We start from the raw sequence: 14,907 nt of genomic DNA, 5'->3' as shown, positions 1-14,907 counted from the left end.
TTGTCTATGACCGCTGTCCCTCCGCGCGCCGAGTGGCCCCAGCCTGCCAAGCAGACCGAGGGTGGCGCCCTGCTGACCGACGTCATCCTGGCCACCTTCCGCCTCAACGCCCGCTTCCTCGAGGTGGCCCAGGAGCTCGCCGCCCACGGCGGCATCACCGCCGCCTGGTGGCAGGTCCTCGGCGGCGTCCTCGACGAACCCCGCTCGGTCGCCGACGTCGGCCGCATCATGGGCGTCAGCCGCCAAGGCGTCCAGCGCATCGCCGACCTCCTCGTCGACCGCGGCCTCGCCGAGTACCGCGACAACCCCGCCCACCGCCGCGCCAAACTCCTCGCCTGCACCGAAGCCGGCTACTGGGCCGTCCGCCAGATCTCGGTAGCCCAAATCCCCTGGGCCAACACCCTCAGCGCCGACCTCCCCCGCAAAGACCTCCAAACCACCCTCACCACCATGCAAGCCCTCATCGCCAAGCTCGAACAAGGGTGATGGTCCTGGCTATGTAAGACGTTTTGTCTTACAGTTGACGCATGGCAGATACCATCACCATCCGCACGGATGCGGAGACAGAACACGCGCTCGACGTGCTCACCCACGATGGCGGTTCGCGTTCGGCGGTCGTCCGGCAGGCGGTCCTCGAGGCGGCGCTGAGGAAGGAGCGTGCCGCGGCTCTGCGACGCGCGGTTCTGCGGATGCCGCTGGGCGATCCGGACGGCGTCGATGTCGGTGCTGAACTTGCTCGTGACCGCGAGGGCGAACGCTGATGATCTACCTCGATTCGGCGGCCATCGTGAAGCTGGCGCATGCCGAAGCCGAGTCGCAGGCGCTCCGTGACTGGCTGGATGAGCGCGTAGAGACCGGCTGGGTGAGTTCGGTCCTCGCCGAGGTCGAGTCGTCACGTGCGCTGGCGCGGCATGCGTCGAATGCCGTCGGACGCCTCCATCTGGTGCTGGATCTGATCGACTTGATCGATCTGGACGCCGGAGTTCGCATCCTGGCGCAGACGGTGCGGCCGGCCGCTGTGCGCAGCCTGGACGCGATCCATCTGGCGACGGCGCTTCGGGTGCCGGAGCTGAGCTCGTTTGTCACCTATGACAAGCGGTTGGCTGACGCTGCCCGGGCGGCTGGCCTCGTCGTGGACATGCCTGCCTGACACCTCATCACCAAGCTCGAACAAGGGTGATGGCTTGGGTTTTGCCGTGGGTGTGGTGGGTGGTGAAGGTGAGGCGGGTGCCGGTGTGGGTGGCGGTGACTGTGATGCCGGGCGTGGGGGTGGCGGGGCGTAGGTGGTGGGTGTTGAGGTGGAGGGTGATGGTGTCTCGGGTGGTGGTGGGGTCGGAGACGGCGACCGTCACTTCGTTGCGGTGGTGACGGAGGAGGGTTGCGGCGGGGCCGTCGATGGTGAGGCCAGGGAGGTGGTGGGGGCCGGGGGTGAAGGTGTTGGCGGCGGTGAGGCGGAGGCCTTGGTGGTGGATCGCTTGGAGGCGTGGGGTGTTGGCCAGTACGGCGATGCGGCCGTGCTGGTAGGTGCGGAGCGCGCGTTCGGTGGCGTGGGGGACCAGGGCGTAGGCGAGGGCTCGCGTGGTGCCGGCGGGTTGGGCGGCGGTCAGGGCGAAGACCTGCTTCGTGACCGGGGTGTCGGGGTTCGACGTGCGGATCGTACGGCGGCTGCGGGTGACGTCCTGCAGGCTCGTCGCGACCTCGATGGCCGCGAGGAAGTAGTAGCCGACGGCAACGTTATCGGCGGCGTAGCGGAGCCAGCGTGGCGTGCCGGATCCGGTCCAGGCGCGACCGTCTCGCCGTACGCCGGTGATCGTGACGGCCTCGCCGGGAGCGGCGATGCGGGTGTCGAGCGTGGTCGTGACAGGTCGGTCGGCGTCGTGAACACCGGCAGCCAGTACGACGATCTCGTCGTCGAGCAGGAACCACGACTTGGTCGCCGACGCGTTCTTGTACGTCACGAAGTCGGCCGGTAGTTCATCGCGGGAGGCGTACGCGAAGTCGTCGGACTGCACCCACCCGACAGCGCCGTACGCGTCGAGGGTCGCGCCGCCGGAGTGCGTGTTCGTGCCGGTCGGGAAGTAGACGTAGGTGTTCTGCGCCTCCGACGACGCGGTGAACTCCGGCGGATGGTCGTAGTACGCCGTGCCGTAGAGTTCGGGGATCGTCTTGCGGGTCTCGACCGGCGCGGTCACCCCGGCCAGCCCGTACGGCGAGACCGTGGTGAAGTAGTCGACGCCGTACGAGCGGGTTTGGTCCTGGCCGCTCAGGTATAGGTAGTGCGCCCCGTCGCCCTGGAACCACGGCATCAGATTCTCGCCGCTCATGTACTCGTACTTGCTGATCCGGTTCGAGTTCCGCGCCAGCGCGAACGCGTAGCCCGGTCGCCGGTGCACAGTGCGGTCCATCGCGTTGAACGCCGTACTGCTCGCGGGCGGGTTGAGGTCGGCCGGGACGATCGCCGGGTCGGCGCGCAGGTCGGCGAATCGCGCGATGCTGACCGGCGAGACGAAGCTGTTCGGGTTGATCGTCGGCCGCGCGGTGAACTTCGCGAAGGCCTTCAGTCTGGCCGCGTCCTGCGGTTCCGCGTAGTCCGCGAGGTCGACGACCGCCTCGACGATCACGGCCACGTCGTCGTACCCGGTGCCAGGGCGGGAAACCGCTCGGCCCTTGACGATCTCCATCATCCAGCCCTCGAAGATCAGCGGCGCGAACCCGTCCTCGACCCAGCCCTGGACGACGCCGATCAGCTCGCCGGTCTGCGCGTACGACGTACCGGCGAGCACCTTGATCGTCTGCACGACCCGGCTCAGCAGGGCCTTGCCGTAGGAGCCGGTGTACGCGACCGACGCGTGCTGCACGAACGAACCGTCGGCGTAGTACCCGTCGGTGACGCCGTGCTGCAGGTTGTACGGATCGATGGTCGCGAAGACGGTGAACTGATCCGCGAGCGCCTTCCGGATCCGAGCGTCGTCGTCGAGTAGTGCGCCCTGCAGGACGCGGTTCGCGGTGATGTCGACCAGGTTCGCCCCGGTGTGGAATCGCGAGTCGAGGTCGACGTCGCCGTTCTTCCCGTTGCGGAGGTACGCGTCCATCGCGGCGACGTACGGCGCGATCAGCGTCGACGGCGCGTCGATCAGGGCGAGCGTCTTGGCGACGAACGTGGAGATGCCGATCTCCCAGGTGAACCAGTTGCCGTAGTAGCCCTTCGACTGGTCGCCGTACCAGCCGTCGTACAGGCGGCGCAGGCCGTCCGCGATCCGGGTCCGGACCTGCTCGCTGCCCTGCAGTTCGGAGGCCGGTCCAGGCCGGCGGTAGGCGAGAGCGATCTCGTACAGGTGCTGGTACGACGCGCTCAGGTTCGGGTCGCTGGCGCCGAGCGGGAGACCGGCGAAGAGCTCACCGGCACCGGCCCGATCCATCGCGGCCAACCAGGTCCGCGCGGTCGCATCCACCGCGGTGAGCTTGGCGGCGACCTCGGGGCGCGCGTTCGATTCCGCCGTACCGGCGTAGATCGCGATCGCGTTGGTGAGCAACAGCGACGGCTCGGCCACCGCGGTGGCGCGGGGTGGATTCACCGCGGTCAGCAGTGCGGTGGCCGGGACGAACGACAGCAAGCGGCGGCGGGTGATCTGCACAAAAACTCCCAGGGCGATGGGAAAAACCTCACCCTGGGAGTCAATCAGCCGCCACTATCTTTCGGCAAGCGGTTGCCGCCCGGTTGTTTCCCTCCCCGAAGCGGTTTGGGGAGGGGAGTGGGCCGGTCGGGGCGAAGATCGTCCCCGGCCTCCGTGGCGGTTGGTGCTCAGGAGCCGCCGGCTCCGACCAGTTGGCCGTCCATCGAGAGGATGCGGATCGGGCCGCCGGTGGCCTTGGACGGGATGACCAGGGCGACCTGGTGCAGGTAGTCCTGGTGCAGGGTCTGGGTGTACTTGACCATGCTGCTGAAGGCGGTTGCTTCGCCGCTGGTCCAGTAGGCGTTCGAGCCCGGCTCGACGCGCTGCAGGTATTGCTCGGTGAGGGTTAGGAAGACCAGACCTTCACCGTCCTTGGTGATGAACGTGACCGGGGTGCCGCTCGGCTTGAACGTGTCGGTGACGGCAGCAATGTAGGACTCGGCCGCGTCGGAGACCTTGGACTTGGCGCGCTGCTCGAGCAGCTTCGTCATCCCCGGCGAGGCGGTGAACAGCTTCGCCTCGGGCGCCTTCGGCCCGCCGCTCAGGTACGCCGCGAGGCTCGGCGCGACTGCGTTGGGGTGCGTGGCCAGGCTCGTGACGTCCGCCCGGCTCGGGGTGCGCAGACCCTCCATCGATGGCAGGTCGATCGAGTGGCCCGGGTAGACCGAGTGCGTCAGCAGCCACGGCGCGCCCGCGCTCTGCCGCTCCCAGACGCCGAGCTGCCGGGTGTCCGCTGACCCCGAGACGCCGGTGGTGACCACGAACCGCATCGGGTACGCCGCGAACTCCGGAGCGCCCACGATCGGATCGGTGAAGGTGAACGGCTTGCCGAGTTCCTTGCCGGCCGCGTCGAGTTTGCGGCCGATTTGGTACCCGGCGAGGGTCTGGGCGAGCGTCGGCTCCGCTTCGATCGTGGCGGCCAGCTTGTTGTCGCGGGTCTGGTTGGCCTTGTTGTTGAGCTCGTTGTACTTCGCGACGACGGCGGTGGCGTCGGCGACGGTCACCGCGGGCCGGCGGTCCGGAACCGCCAGGTTGTTCTTCGGCGGCATCAAGCCACAGCTAGTTGCCGTCAGCAACAAGGCGCCGCTGGCGAGGAGGGCCGCCGTCCGCTTCACCGCCTCGTCGCTCTTCACAAACTCCGGCGACTCGACCAGCGGCAACGTCTCCGCAGGAGGCGTGAGAGTGGGAGTGGCGTCGGCCGGCTCCGCAACCGAAGCGAGAGTGGCGTCGGCGCGGTCGGCAACTGGCGCGGGTGTGGCCTCGGCAGCGGGAGTGGCGGTGATCTCCGCCGGGTCGGCGGTCGGAGTGTGGGTGTTGACTGAGGTGCTGGGTGCGGGGGTCGTGGGGAGTGCGGCGCGGGACTTTGCGCGGGCTACTGCGGCGGGCGACATGAGCATCGGGGCCGAGCGCAGCGGCTGCACGCCGGGCCGGACCGGCGGTTCGGTCTGGCGCTGGACGACGAGGGCGGGAGTGGTCTTCGTTCGGACGGGCATCGGCCGGTCGAGGACTGCGAGCTTCTCGGTCGCCTCGTCGGCCACCGGCTGCCGGTACGCCGGGACGTCGTCGACGACCGCGGTCGCCGGGCTGCCTGCATCGGCCGGGGCGAACGGACTGCGAGCCGCGACCGGCGTGCTGGCGGCGGGCGCCGTACCCAAGGCTGTGGCCGTGGCTGCCGGGCCAGGGACCGCTGCCGACTCGTCGGCGTCCTGGACCGGCGACCGGCGGAAGGCCAGCGCGATCCCGAGCACGAGCGCGACGAGACCGCCGCCGAGCACCAGCAGGCTGATGCCGAACGAGCGATGCAGCTCGATCCCGAAGCTGACCTTCGCGTCGACCGCGGGGGTGCCGTCGGCGTTCATCACGACGACCGAGTAGCGGCCGTCCTGCATCGGCCAGGCGATCGACTGGTTGCCGCTGCCCCCTGATTTCGCCACCCACCAGTCCAGGTCACCGGGCGGGGTCAGCTTGTTCTCGAAGCCGCGCATGGTCTGCGTGCTCAGCGTCGAAGGCACGTCGTACCGGATCACGCGGGTGTGGGCGGCGCCGGTGAGGTAGTCGGCGACGTCCAGGTCCTGCGCGATCCCGACGAACAGTGGCTTGGACCCGGTGACGCTGACCCGCAGCGTCGGGCCGTGCCGGTCGAGCAGGTCGGGCGCGGTGACCACGGCCAGGCCGTCGCTGCTGAGCGCGCGGCCTCCGGTGGAAATGGTGTTGTCCGGGCCGACCAGCCAGAATGCGGCGGCGGCGCCGGCGATGCCGACGACCAGGCCGATCAGGGTCAGCAGCAGGCCCAAAGCAGTGCGGGCGAAACGCATCGAGAGCTCCCGTTGGTACGACGAGCCCGGCCCGCGGACGGGGGACCGGACGGCGGGCGCGGCCGCGGGCCCCTCGGGATCCCCGTACTTCACCCGTTGACGTACCTAACTGACCGCGCACGGATGCGTTACGATCCCGTCAATAGTGAACGACCATTCGTAAACTCGGAGGTGGTCGTGGCCCGTCCGCGGCTGGTCGACGACGAGACGATCCTCGACGCCACCCGCCGGGTGCTGGCCGAGGCCGGACCGGCGAAACTCACCCTCGCCGCGGTCAGTGCCCGGGTCGGTCTCGCGCCTCCGACCCTGATGCAGCGCTTCGGCAACAAACGCGGCCTGCTGCTCGCCTCGGCCGCCCGATCACCCCAGCTGGTCCTCCGCGCCGCCGCAACAGCGGAAGCGGCCCACACCTCTCCGCTCGCGATCCTGCGCGACTTCGCCCAGCTCGGCGACGGTCTGGGCTTCGGCCGGCTCGACATCGCCGATCCGGAGTTCCGCGAACACGCCCTCGCGCACTCCGCCGCGATCGTGAACAGCTGCGCCCGCTTCTACCGAGCCGCTGTCGAAGCCGGCGAGCTTCGCGCGGAGACCGACGTACCGGCGTTGGCTCGGCACACGTTGGTCTGCTTCAACGGCGCTCTCCAGGTCTGGGCCGTCAACGGCTGGGGTTCGCTCGCGACGTTCCTCAGCGAGCAACTGGAACTGCTGCTCGCCTCTTATCTCTCGAAGACACCACCAGTGCACTGATGATGTCGGCGACGAAGAGCAGATGCAGTACGACGTGGATCGCGCAGAAGCGTGGCGTGATCAGCCGCTGGCGAAGCATCAGCGCCAGGCAGGTGATGCCGTAGATCGAGGTCGGCAGGAGCATCAGATACGCGCCGATGATGCCGGGCACGATGCTGAGCGAAACGAACGGCACGGCCAGCCAGGCATCGCTCGGCTTCTGCATCATCCGCAGCGGGAAGTAGGAAATGACGCCGGTGATGACCGCGCAGAGGAAGAAGTTCTGCAGGAACAGCGGGATCATCGTCAGCTTGACCGTGCGGTTCGATCGCCGGAGCGCGTCGACATCACCAGCCAGGTACCACCGCACGGCGGTCCGGAACGCGACCAGCGGCACGATCGGTACGACGACGAGGATCAGGAACGCCACGAACGGGACGAAGCCGAGTCGGTAGTGCCAGTCGGCGTCGAAGAGCGGGTAGTCGGAGTAGAAACCCGGGAGCATGACCAGCCAGATCGTCGCGAAGACCGAAAAGATCAGCAGGACTCCGGTCAGTAGCTGCCGCGACAGCGGACCCGGACGCTGCGCCGTACCGAGCCGGTTCCGGGCCACCTCGATCACCACAATCGCGCTGACCACGTCCGCCACGAACAAGAACTGCAGGATCAGGTGCAGACCGAAAAACCCGGGCCCGATCTGCCCGTTCTGCCGCATCACGGCCAGACACCCGATCGAGTACGCCGACGTCGTCAGCATCACCAGATAGGTCAGCACCACAAAGAGAACCGCGGTCAGAAACCCGCGCAAACCGAAGTGCTGCCTATCACCGGCGCCCACGTGCAGGACCACCCGGGCGAGCGCCACGAAGTTCACCAAGAAGAACGGCACCGCGGCGACCTTCACCACATTCGCCGACCGCTGCAGACCGTCCAGGTCTTCACGCCGCCGGAGCCGCAGCGCATCCGCGACCACAACGCCACCCACGACGAAACACCCCACCAGCCAGCCGCCGAGCACCACCGGAACAGCCGGCAGCTCCTCGATCAACGCCACCATCAGCAGCGTCCCGACACCAAGCCAGCCGCCCAGCACCTTCGCGGGTGTACTCACACCTGACCGTATCCAGGCCAGGGGGCACGTACCGGGCACGAGCGGGACGAACACGCTCCGAGACGACAAACGCCAGGTCGGGGAACTACCCTCTGACCTGGCGTTTTCTCGTGGAGCGGGTGACGAGAATCGAACTCGCACTGTCAGCTTGGGAAGCTGATGTTCTGCCATTGAACTACACCCGCGCGCGTCGCCCAACTCCAGCGAGCGGAGAAAGCATAACCGATGGGTGGGGGCAGCGGCACGGTGGGTCCGGCGCGGCGGATCGAGGCAGTTGTTGCGCGGTCAGCGGAACCGGGACCGAAGGTGGCCGAGTGCACCGAAAAGGGGTCTGGATCGGTTTGCGCGGGGGGTTCCGGGGGAGTTTTCCACAAAGGGTTCGTCCAAGGACTGGGCAGGCCCGGCATCTTCTGGCAGATTAGAACGCGTTGCCGGGGGCAACATTTCGACGCAACGTGAGGATGCGGTCCTGGCCAGGACCGGACAAGATGGTTGCGGGGCAACTGGATGAAGGGGTGAACGGTGGCAACAGACACGAGTGACGCGCTGGAGAACCTGGAGAAGGAGCTCGTCACGTTGGCACGGCGGCTGCGCGGTCTGCAGCGGACGCTGTCCGACGAGGCGCATCCGGATCTGGAGCCGGCGCAATATGCGTTGCTCAACCACGTCGAGGAGCTGGCTCCGGTGCGGATGGCCGACCTGGTCGCCGCGCTCGAGGTGGACAAGGGACCGGTCAGCCGGGCCTGTGCGCGACTCGAGGAGGAGGGCCTGCTCAAGCGTGCCGCCGACAAGACGGACGCCCGGGCGACGCTGCTGACGCTGACGGCGGCCGGCAAGCGCAAGCTCGCCGCGGCCCGCAAGAAGCGGCACAAGGTGATCGAGGATCTGCTCAAGGACTGGTCGCCGGCACAGGTCAAGACCTTCGCCACCCAGGTGTCGAAGTTCAACAAGCTGTCCGACTAGGTCGTTGCCTCGGGCCACAGGAGTGGTGATCTCACGCCGGGGAGCTGAGGGCTCCGGACGAGCTGCCACCGCCTGCGGCGAACGGCCGGGGCGACGTTGTACTGGGCGAGGAGCAGCACGCTTGCTACCGTGCATCCGTGCTGCTCTCCGACCGCGACATCCTGTCCGAGCTCGACGCCAAGCGCGTCCAGCTGGAACCCTTCGACGCCGCGATGGTGCAGCCGTCCAGTGTCGACGTACGGCTGGACCGGTTCTTCCGGGTCTTCGAGAACCACCGGTACCCGCATATCGACCCCGCCGAGGAACAGCCCGACCTGACCCGCGAGGTCGAGCCGGAGGGTGACGAGCCGTTCATCCTGCACCCGGGCGAGTTCGTGCTGGGCTCGACGTACGAGCTGATCACGCTGCCCGACGACGTCGCGGCCCGGCTCGAGGGCAAGTCCTCGCTGGGGCGGCTCGGCCTGCTCACGCACTCCACCGCCGGCTTCATCGACCCCGGCTTCTCCGGGCACGTGACGCTCGAGCTGTCGAACGTCGCGACCCTCCCGATCAAGCTCTGGCCCGGGATGAAGATCGGCCAGCTCTGCTTCTTCCGGCTGTCGTCGCCGGCCGCGCACCCCTACGGTTCCGCCAAGTACGGCTCCCGTTACCAGGGACAGCGCGGCCCGACGCCGTCTCGCTCCTACCAGAACTTCCACCGCACCGACATCTGATCAGGCGATCGGCTTCATCGCGATCAGGATCTTGTCGATGTCGTAGTTGTCGGCCTTGTCGTTCTGCAGGTAGGTCGCGCCGTACTCGGTGATCGCGGTCGGCGACGGTGTGCCCAGCTTCGGGTCGAACTGGGACAGGTCGGAGCCGAACATGCTGCCGACGTCCTGGCTCGGGGTGCCGGTCGGCGGGGTGACGTTGCCGTCGTCGGAGGGGGTTTCGGTCGGGGTGCCGCTCGCCGACGGGGTCGTGCTCACGCCGCTCGACGGCTGCGGGATGTCCGCGCCGGTCTTCGCGTCGAGCATCACCGGCTGCTCTTGTGCCGTCCCGTAGGCGACGCCGTGGAAGGCGCCGGTGACGACCGGAACGACCCGGCTGGCCGAGTTCTTGTTGTAGCCCCAGACCTTCTTGCCGGTGGTGTCGTCGATCCCGATGATCTCTTCGGTGCCCAGGTTCTCGCCGGTGCTGCAGACGACGGCGGTGGCCTGGTCGCTCAGGCAGGTGTACCCGTAGGTCTTCTCGGTGCCCAGGGTGGACTTGATCTGGCCGACCATCGCGCCGGTCGCGATGTCCACGGCGTACAGGCCGCTGTCGTAGGTGTACTTCATCGACTTCGAGTTCGGCACGTACGAACTGCCGTTGAGGTAGGCGTGCTTGCCGCCGCTCACGGCCGGGCGCAGGTAGTCCATCTTGGTGGGGATCTGCTTGCTGATCTTCCCGCTGACGCCGTCGAAGACCACGATCGTGCCGTCGTGCGCGCCTTCCTCGTTCGTGCCCTTCGCGCCGACGACAGTGCCGTTCAGTACGGCGGCCGGGGTGATCTCGGCGGTGAGGTTCGCCTGCTGGGTCTTCGGGTCGGCGAAGACGGTGAACGGAGTGCTCTTCCGCGTAGTGGGGTTCTGTGCCAGCAGCCCGAAGACGACCTGGCCGGTGGCCGCGTCGTACGCCTGGGCGGTGAAGTCCGCGGTGGTGGCGCCGGGACCGAACTTCGCGCTGACGTCCGTCGTCACCTCGGCGATCTTCTTGCCGTCAGCGGCGTCGAGCCACTGGATGACGACCTGGCCCTTGGCCTTCTGGGTGCCGTTGCCCTTGTCGGTCTGGCTGTAGGCGATCACCGCGACGTCCTTGCCGTCGAGCTTGACCGGAATCACGTCGCTGTGCTCGACGGTGCTGATCGTGTCGGGCTTCTCGGTGGAGAGCACGGTCCACGGTTCGCGCTGTCCGGCGATGTGGCGACCGGTGAGACCGTACTGGCCGGCCACCAAGGCGGTCTGCCCGACCATCCCTGCCGAGAGCGTCCGGTCCTCGCTCTTGCCGCTCTCGATCGGTACGCCGTACGCCGCGACCGGGGTGAGGCCCTTGGGCGGGTCGAAGGAGGCGACGGGCGGAGGCACCGGAGTGGCTGTGGCCTCGCCGCCGTCCTTCGGTGCGTCGCTGCCCTTGTCGTCGTCCTTGCCGCCGCAACCGGCGACCAGGATCAGCAGGGCGGCGGCGGAGGCGACGGCTCTGGTTGTCGTCGGACGCTGCATCGTTGCTTTTCTCCCCAAGTCGAAGTGTTCGCTTGAAACCTAGCAGCGTGACTGGGGCTCGATCATTGTTCTCCACAGGCGTTGCACGAAGCTGCAACACAGGTGGTCAGCGCACCACCGAGAGGCCGGTACCGCGGGGTTCGGGGCGGGCGTGCCGGGCCTGCGGCGCCGGGGTCGTCAGCGGCTCGAGCTTGTCGGCGAGCAGGCGCAGCGCGATCGCCAGGCCGTGCCGGGGACCTCGGTCGGTGGTCTCGTGGTCGTGCAGGAGGGCGCGGTTCTCGGCGGCGCGGACCTGCTCGGCGACGCGGTACCGGGCGACCTCTTGGTGTTCGGTGATCATGTCCGTACTTCCCTTCGAGTTGTCCCCGTTGACCGGTTTTCGGCAGTGCTTCGCCCAGGTCCCGCCGGATCGCTTCCGGCGGAACCTCCTGGAGGCGTGGATCAGACCTTGACGACGGTGATGTCGCCGGTGACGGTGCGGGCCCGCAGAGTCAGCGAGCGAGCGCCCGCCTCGGGCTTCTCGCCGGGCTCCAGCTCGCAGCGGATCCGGCCGGTGACCGACTTCAGGTCCAGGTACGTCGGGATGCCGTCGGGAACTCCGACGCGGACATCGCCGTTGGCCGTCTCGGCCTGGATGCTCGGCCCGTCGGCCACCTCGACGGTGACGTCGCCGGAGCCGGAGGTGGCGACCGAGTGGTCGCGGATCCGCTCGATGGTGATGTCACCCGAGCCGACCTTGACGCTGGCCGGGCCGGCCGCGTCGCCGATCCGGACGTCGCCGGAGCCGGTGCTGAGCCCGATCGCCTCGCCGGCCTCGCCGATGTCGATCGACCCCGAACCGGTGCTGCCCTTGGCGATCCCGGTCACCTGGGTGGCGCGGACGTCACCGCTGCCGGTGCTGACCGCGAGGTCGCCCTCGACGGTCTCCAGCCGGATGTCGCCGGAGCCCGTGGCCAGCCGCGCCGAGCCGATCGGCACCTGGGCGGTGATGTCACCCGAGCCGGTCTTGGCCCGCAGGTCCAGGACCGCCGGGGTGGAGATCCGGAGGTGGATCTCGGGACCGCGACGAGTGCTGAACCGACGTCCCTTGCGCAGTTCGACGATCAGCTCGCCGTCCTCCAGGGTGTAGACGACGTCCTCGTCGGAGCCGTCCTCGACCTCCAGGTCGACGATTGTCTGGGTGCCGTCGATCGGGACCAGCAGGACCTCGCCGGAGCCGATCTCGATCCGCGCCCGGGTGATCTCGCCGTCCTCGGCGATCAACTGACTCGTGAAGCCGCTCACTGTGCCCACCCCTGGAATCGCTGGCTTGAGCCCCGCTGACCGTGGTTGGGTGGGTTGGGGGTCAGCGAACTAGCAGAGTCGCCGCGGCGGTGATCCTTCTCTTCGCGGCGGCGCTCGGCCTCCGCGCGACGCTGGTCCCGCTCACCGCGACGCTCGTCGCGGCGACCGTCCCGCTCGCGCCGGCCACGCTCCGGGCCGAAGACGCCGTTGTCGCCGAAGGGTCCACCGGGACCGAACACGCCGTCCGGGCCGAAGACGCCGTCGGGTCCGAGCGGACCGTCAGGGCCCAGCGGGCCGTCCGGGCCGAAGATCCCACCACCGCGCGGCGGGCGCGGGGGCCGCGGCGGGCGGGGACCGCCACCACGGCGACCACGGTCGCTCAGCGACATCATCACCGTGCGCATCAGCCACGCGTTCGAGGAGATGCCCTCGGCGGTCGCGGCCTCGTCGACCTTGTTCTTGATCGACATCGGCAGCCGCAGCGTGATTCGCGCGGTGGGTTCGTCGGCGTCCGGGGCCAGGTCGGTGGCTTCCGTGTCGTCGTCCACTTCTTCTTCCACGTCGTCAGGCCCGGTCAGCTGGCTGGGAGCCGGCGTGACCACGAACTCGGGACGGCCGCCGGCCATCCGGAGCTCGACCGAACCGGGCGACAGCTCGCGGCTGATCTCCCCGGCGGCGTCGGACAGGGCTGAGATGAGGGCCAGGCGGCCGGCGTCATCCAGCGTGGCTCCGAGGCGCTGGGCCACGGAGCGAGTTTGGTCGTCGGCCAGGGCGGTTGCGTTCTCCACGCTCCGCCGGACCGACTCGAGGTAGTGATCAAGTTCCATGACGCCAACTATGACGTCACGATGACGTCACTGTCAACCCCATCTGATGTCACGACGATGTCGTCGCGGCGTCAGGGCAGAATGGTGGCCACCGAAACCATGGAGGAGACGTGTCCAGAGGAGTACTCGTGACCGGCGCATCGCGCGGGGTCGGAGCTGCCACGGCGATGGCCTTCGCGCGGGGTGGTGACCGGGTGGTGCTGCACTGCCGCGGCGCCGTCGAGCGGGCCGAAGAGGTGCGCGCTTCGCTGCCTGGTGACGGACATGCGGTGGTCGCCGCCGACGTCGGCGATTCGGCCGCAATCCCTTCCCTGGTTGAGGAATCGGCTCGCTTGCTCGGGCGGATCGACGTGCTGGTGAACAACGCGGCCCTGTACGTCGACGAGCCGGTCGCCGGGTCCCGGCGGGTCGGGCATCCGCTGGCGGAAACGTCGTACGAGGAATGGGTCGCGGCCTGGCGGCGGACGCTGGCGGTCAACCTCGAAGGCGCGGCGCACCTGACGTGGTGCGTGGCGCGGCAGATGCTCGACGTCGAGCCCGCGGACGGCGTACGGCGGGGTGCGATCGTGAACGTCGGGTCGCGCGGCGCCTATCGCGGTGAGCCGGACGTGCCCGCGTACGGCGCCTCGAAGGCGGGACTGCACGCGATGGGTCAGTCTCTTGCCGTCTCGCTGGCGCCACATGACATCACCGTGACGTCAATCGCGCCCGGCTTCATCGCCACCGACATGACGGAGAGCCTCCTGGCCGGTCCCGGTGGGGACGCCATCCGCGCCCAGAGCCCGTTCAACCGGACCGCCACCGCCGAGGAAGTCGCCGAAGCCATCCACTGGCTCGCCTCTTCCCCGGCCGGCTGGTCGTCCGGCGCCGTCCTCGACTTCAACGGCGCCTCGTACCTGCGGTGACTAGCTGACGATCTTGCTCGCCGGCGGTGCGGTGATGCTGACCGGCTTGTTGTAGTCGGAGGTGGTCATCACCATCGAGACGCCGCTCAGGTTGAACGAGAGCTTGCGGACGAGGTGGGACTTGTCCATCCACATCGCGTAGGTGAGGGTCGCCGGGATGCCCTTGGGGACCTTCTTGCCTTGGAACTTCAGCGCCTTGGCGGTGTTGACGGTGACGGCGTAGCGCTCGAGCTTCTCGCCGCCGACGGTCTCCTCGCCGACGAACTTGAGGCTGACCATGCTCTTGTCGAAGGACTTGTAGATCTTGGTCGGGTCACCGCTGTCCAGGAGTTCGCCGACGCCGCCGGCGTCCTGCGGCAGGATCTTGGCGAACTTGCCGGCCGGCGTCACGCCGGGGAGCGACAGGTAGGCGGTGTTCTTGACGAGAATGATCTTGGCGCTCTTGCCCTGGAAGGCCGCCCCGGTCATGGTCATCGACATGGCGTTCGGGTTGGTGCTCTGGTAGCCGTCCATCGTCATCAGCGTGGAGCCGTTGCCGGTCATCTTGCCGACAACGTGCCAGGACTTCTGCTTGGTCAGCGCGCTGTTCATCGCGGGCACGAAGGTGACGCGGTTCAGGCGGGTGACCGCCGGCGGCGGAGTGCTGACGGCCTTCTGCGGCTCGGCGGTGGTGGGCACCGAGACCGGTGCGGGCGGTGCGGCTGCGGGCTTGTCGTTGCCGCCGCAGGCGGCCAGGCCGAGGGCTAGCGGTACTGCGGCGGCCGTGGCGACGGCGGCGCGGAACTTCATGATGCGGTTTCCTCCCCAGGTGATACAGGACCCTGGATCTTATGGTCCGAACCACCTGAGGAGGAAGGAAATT

15 protein-coding genes and 1 tRNA gene are annotated in these 14,907 nt (G+C 68.5%); 7 read left to right on the top strand and 9 right to left on the bottom strand.

What is annotated here, in order from left to right:
• The first annotated feature begins 6 nt into the window (after positions 1–6).
• From ABZS29_RS08840 to ABZS29_RS08830, 3 genes are read left to right on the top strand one after another with little or no spacing between them, the layout of a single operon-like run.
• A complete protein-coding gene (locus ABZS29_RS08840; RefSeq protein WP_355459922.1) occupies positions 7–486 on the top strand; it encodes a helix-turn-helix domain-containing protein in 480 nt (159 codons plus the stop codon).
• A gap of 41 nt (positions 487–527) precedes the next feature.
• Positions 528–761: a hypothetical protein gene (locus ABZS29_RS08835; RefSeq protein ID WP_355459921.1), complete on the top strand. Its 234-nt coding sequence runs from the start codon at positions 528–530 to the stop codon at positions 759–761.
• Entirely contained in the window at positions 761–1,150 is a 390-nt protein-coding gene (locus ABZS29_RS08830) for a type II toxin-antitoxin system VapC family toxin (protein WP_355459919.1), read from the top strand. Before ABZS29_RS08835 ends, ABZS29_RS08830 begins: the two co-directional genes overlap by 1 nt.
• Before the next feature lie 7 nt (positions 1,151–1,157).
• Here the strand turns inward: ABZS29_RS08830 and ABZS29_RS08825 are convergent, their stop codons facing one another.
• Both ABZS29_RS08825 and ABZS29_RS08820 read right to left on the bottom strand, forming a co-directional pair.
• Entirely contained in the window at positions 1,158–3,635 is a 2,478-nt protein-coding gene (locus ABZS29_RS08825; RefSeq protein WP_355459918.1) for a polysaccharide lyase family 8 super-sandwich domain-containing protein, read from the bottom strand.
• 167 nt (positions 3,636–3,802) lie between these two features.
• Positions 3,803–5,989: a hypothetical protein gene (locus ABZS29_RS08820; RefSeq protein ID WP_355459917.1), complete on the bottom strand. Its 2,187-nt coding sequence runs from the start codon at positions 5,987–5,989 to the stop codon at positions 3,803–3,805.
• A 177-nt stretch (positions 5,990–6,166) separates the two neighbouring features.
• On the opposite strand from ABZS29_RS08820, the gene ABZS29_RS08815 reads away from it, so the two are divergent.
• Positions 6,167–6,736 (top strand): helix-turn-helix domain-containing protein, encoded by a 570-nt coding sequence (locus ABZS29_RS08815; RefSeq protein ID WP_355459916.1) that lies wholly within the window; start codon positions 6,167–6,169, stop codon positions 6,734–6,736.
• Here the strand turns inward: ABZS29_RS08815 and ABZS29_RS08810 are convergent.
• Entirely contained in the window at positions 6,675–7,826 is a 1,152-nt protein-coding gene (locus ABZS29_RS08810) for a hypothetical protein (protein WP_355459914.1), read from the bottom strand. The two genes, ABZS29_RS08815 and ABZS29_RS08810, sit on opposite strands and share 62 nt — an antisense overlap.
• Positions 7,827–7,937: 111 nt before the next feature.
• Positions 7,938–8,011 (bottom strand) — tRNA-Gly (locus tag ABZS29_RS08805).
• A 337-nt stretch (positions 8,012–8,348) separates the two neighbouring features.
• Here ABZS29_RS08805 and ABZS29_RS08800 point away from each other — a divergent pair.
• Both ABZS29_RS08800 and dcd read left to right on the top strand, forming a co-directional pair.
• Positions 8,349–8,789, top strand: a complete 441-nt coding sequence (locus tag ABZS29_RS08800) for a MarR family transcriptional regulator (RefSeq protein WP_355459913.1) — start codon at positions 8,349–8,351, stop codon at positions 8,787–8,789.
• A gap of 137 nt (positions 8,790–8,926) precedes the next feature.
• Positions 8,927–9,502, top strand: coding sequence for a dCTP deaminase (gene dcd, locus ABZS29_RS08795; protein ID WP_355459911.1), 576 nt, complete (start codon positions 8,927–8,929; stop codon positions 9,500–9,502).
• On the opposite strand, the gene ABZS29_RS08790 is transcribed toward dcd, so the two are convergent.
• The 4 genes from ABZS29_RS08790 to ABZS29_RS08775 all read right to left on the bottom strand — a co-directional run bounded on the left by ABZS29_RS08790 (position 9,503) and on the right by ABZS29_RS08775 (position 13,140).
• Entirely contained in the window at positions 9,503–11,029 is a 1,527-nt protein-coding gene (locus ABZS29_RS08790; RefSeq protein WP_355459910.1) for a hypothetical protein, read from the bottom strand.
• A 106-nt stretch (positions 11,030–11,135) separates the two neighbouring features.
• Positions 11,136–11,369: a hypothetical protein gene (locus ABZS29_RS08785; RefSeq protein WP_355459908.1), complete on the bottom strand. Its 234-nt coding sequence runs from the start codon at positions 11,367–11,369 to the stop codon at positions 11,136–11,138.
• A 101-nt stretch (positions 11,370–11,470) separates the two neighbouring features.
• Positions 11,471–12,313 carry a DUF4097 family beta strand repeat-containing protein gene (locus ABZS29_RS08780; protein ID WP_355459906.1) on the bottom strand — a complete coding sequence of 281 codons (843 nt, stop codon included), beginning with the start codon at positions 12,311–12,313 and terminating at the stop codon, positions 11,471–11,473.
• Positions 12,310–13,140: a hypothetical protein gene (locus tag ABZS29_RS08775; protein ID WP_355459905.1), complete on the bottom strand. Its 831-nt coding sequence runs from the start codon at positions 13,138–13,140 to the stop codon at positions 12,310–12,312. The genes ABZS29_RS08780 and ABZS29_RS08775 overlap by 4 nt, the downstream gene beginning before the upstream one ends.
• Positions 13,141–13,250: 110 nt before the next feature.
• Between ABZS29_RS08775 and ABZS29_RS08770 the strand changes: the two genes are divergently transcribed.
• A complete protein-coding gene (locus tag ABZS29_RS08770) occupies positions 13,251–14,045 on the top strand; it encodes an SDR family oxidoreductase (RefSeq protein WP_355459903.1) in 795 nt (264 codons plus the stop codon).
• On the opposite strand, the gene ABZS29_RS08765 is transcribed toward ABZS29_RS08770, so the two are convergent.
• Positions 14,046–14,834: a hypothetical protein gene (locus tag ABZS29_RS08765; protein WP_355459902.1), complete on the bottom strand. Its 789-nt coding sequence runs from the start codon at positions 14,832–14,834 to the stop codon at positions 14,046–14,048.
• Positions 14,835–14,907 lie beyond the last annotated feature (73 nt).

This window comes from Kribbella sp. NPDC005582 (assembly GCF_040605415.1).
Lineage (GTDB): Bacteria > Actinomycetota > Actinomycetes > Propionibacteriales > Kribbellaceae > Kribbella.
Note: the sequence above shows the minus strand (reverse complement) of the source record. Positions and strands in the feature narration are given on the sequence as shown.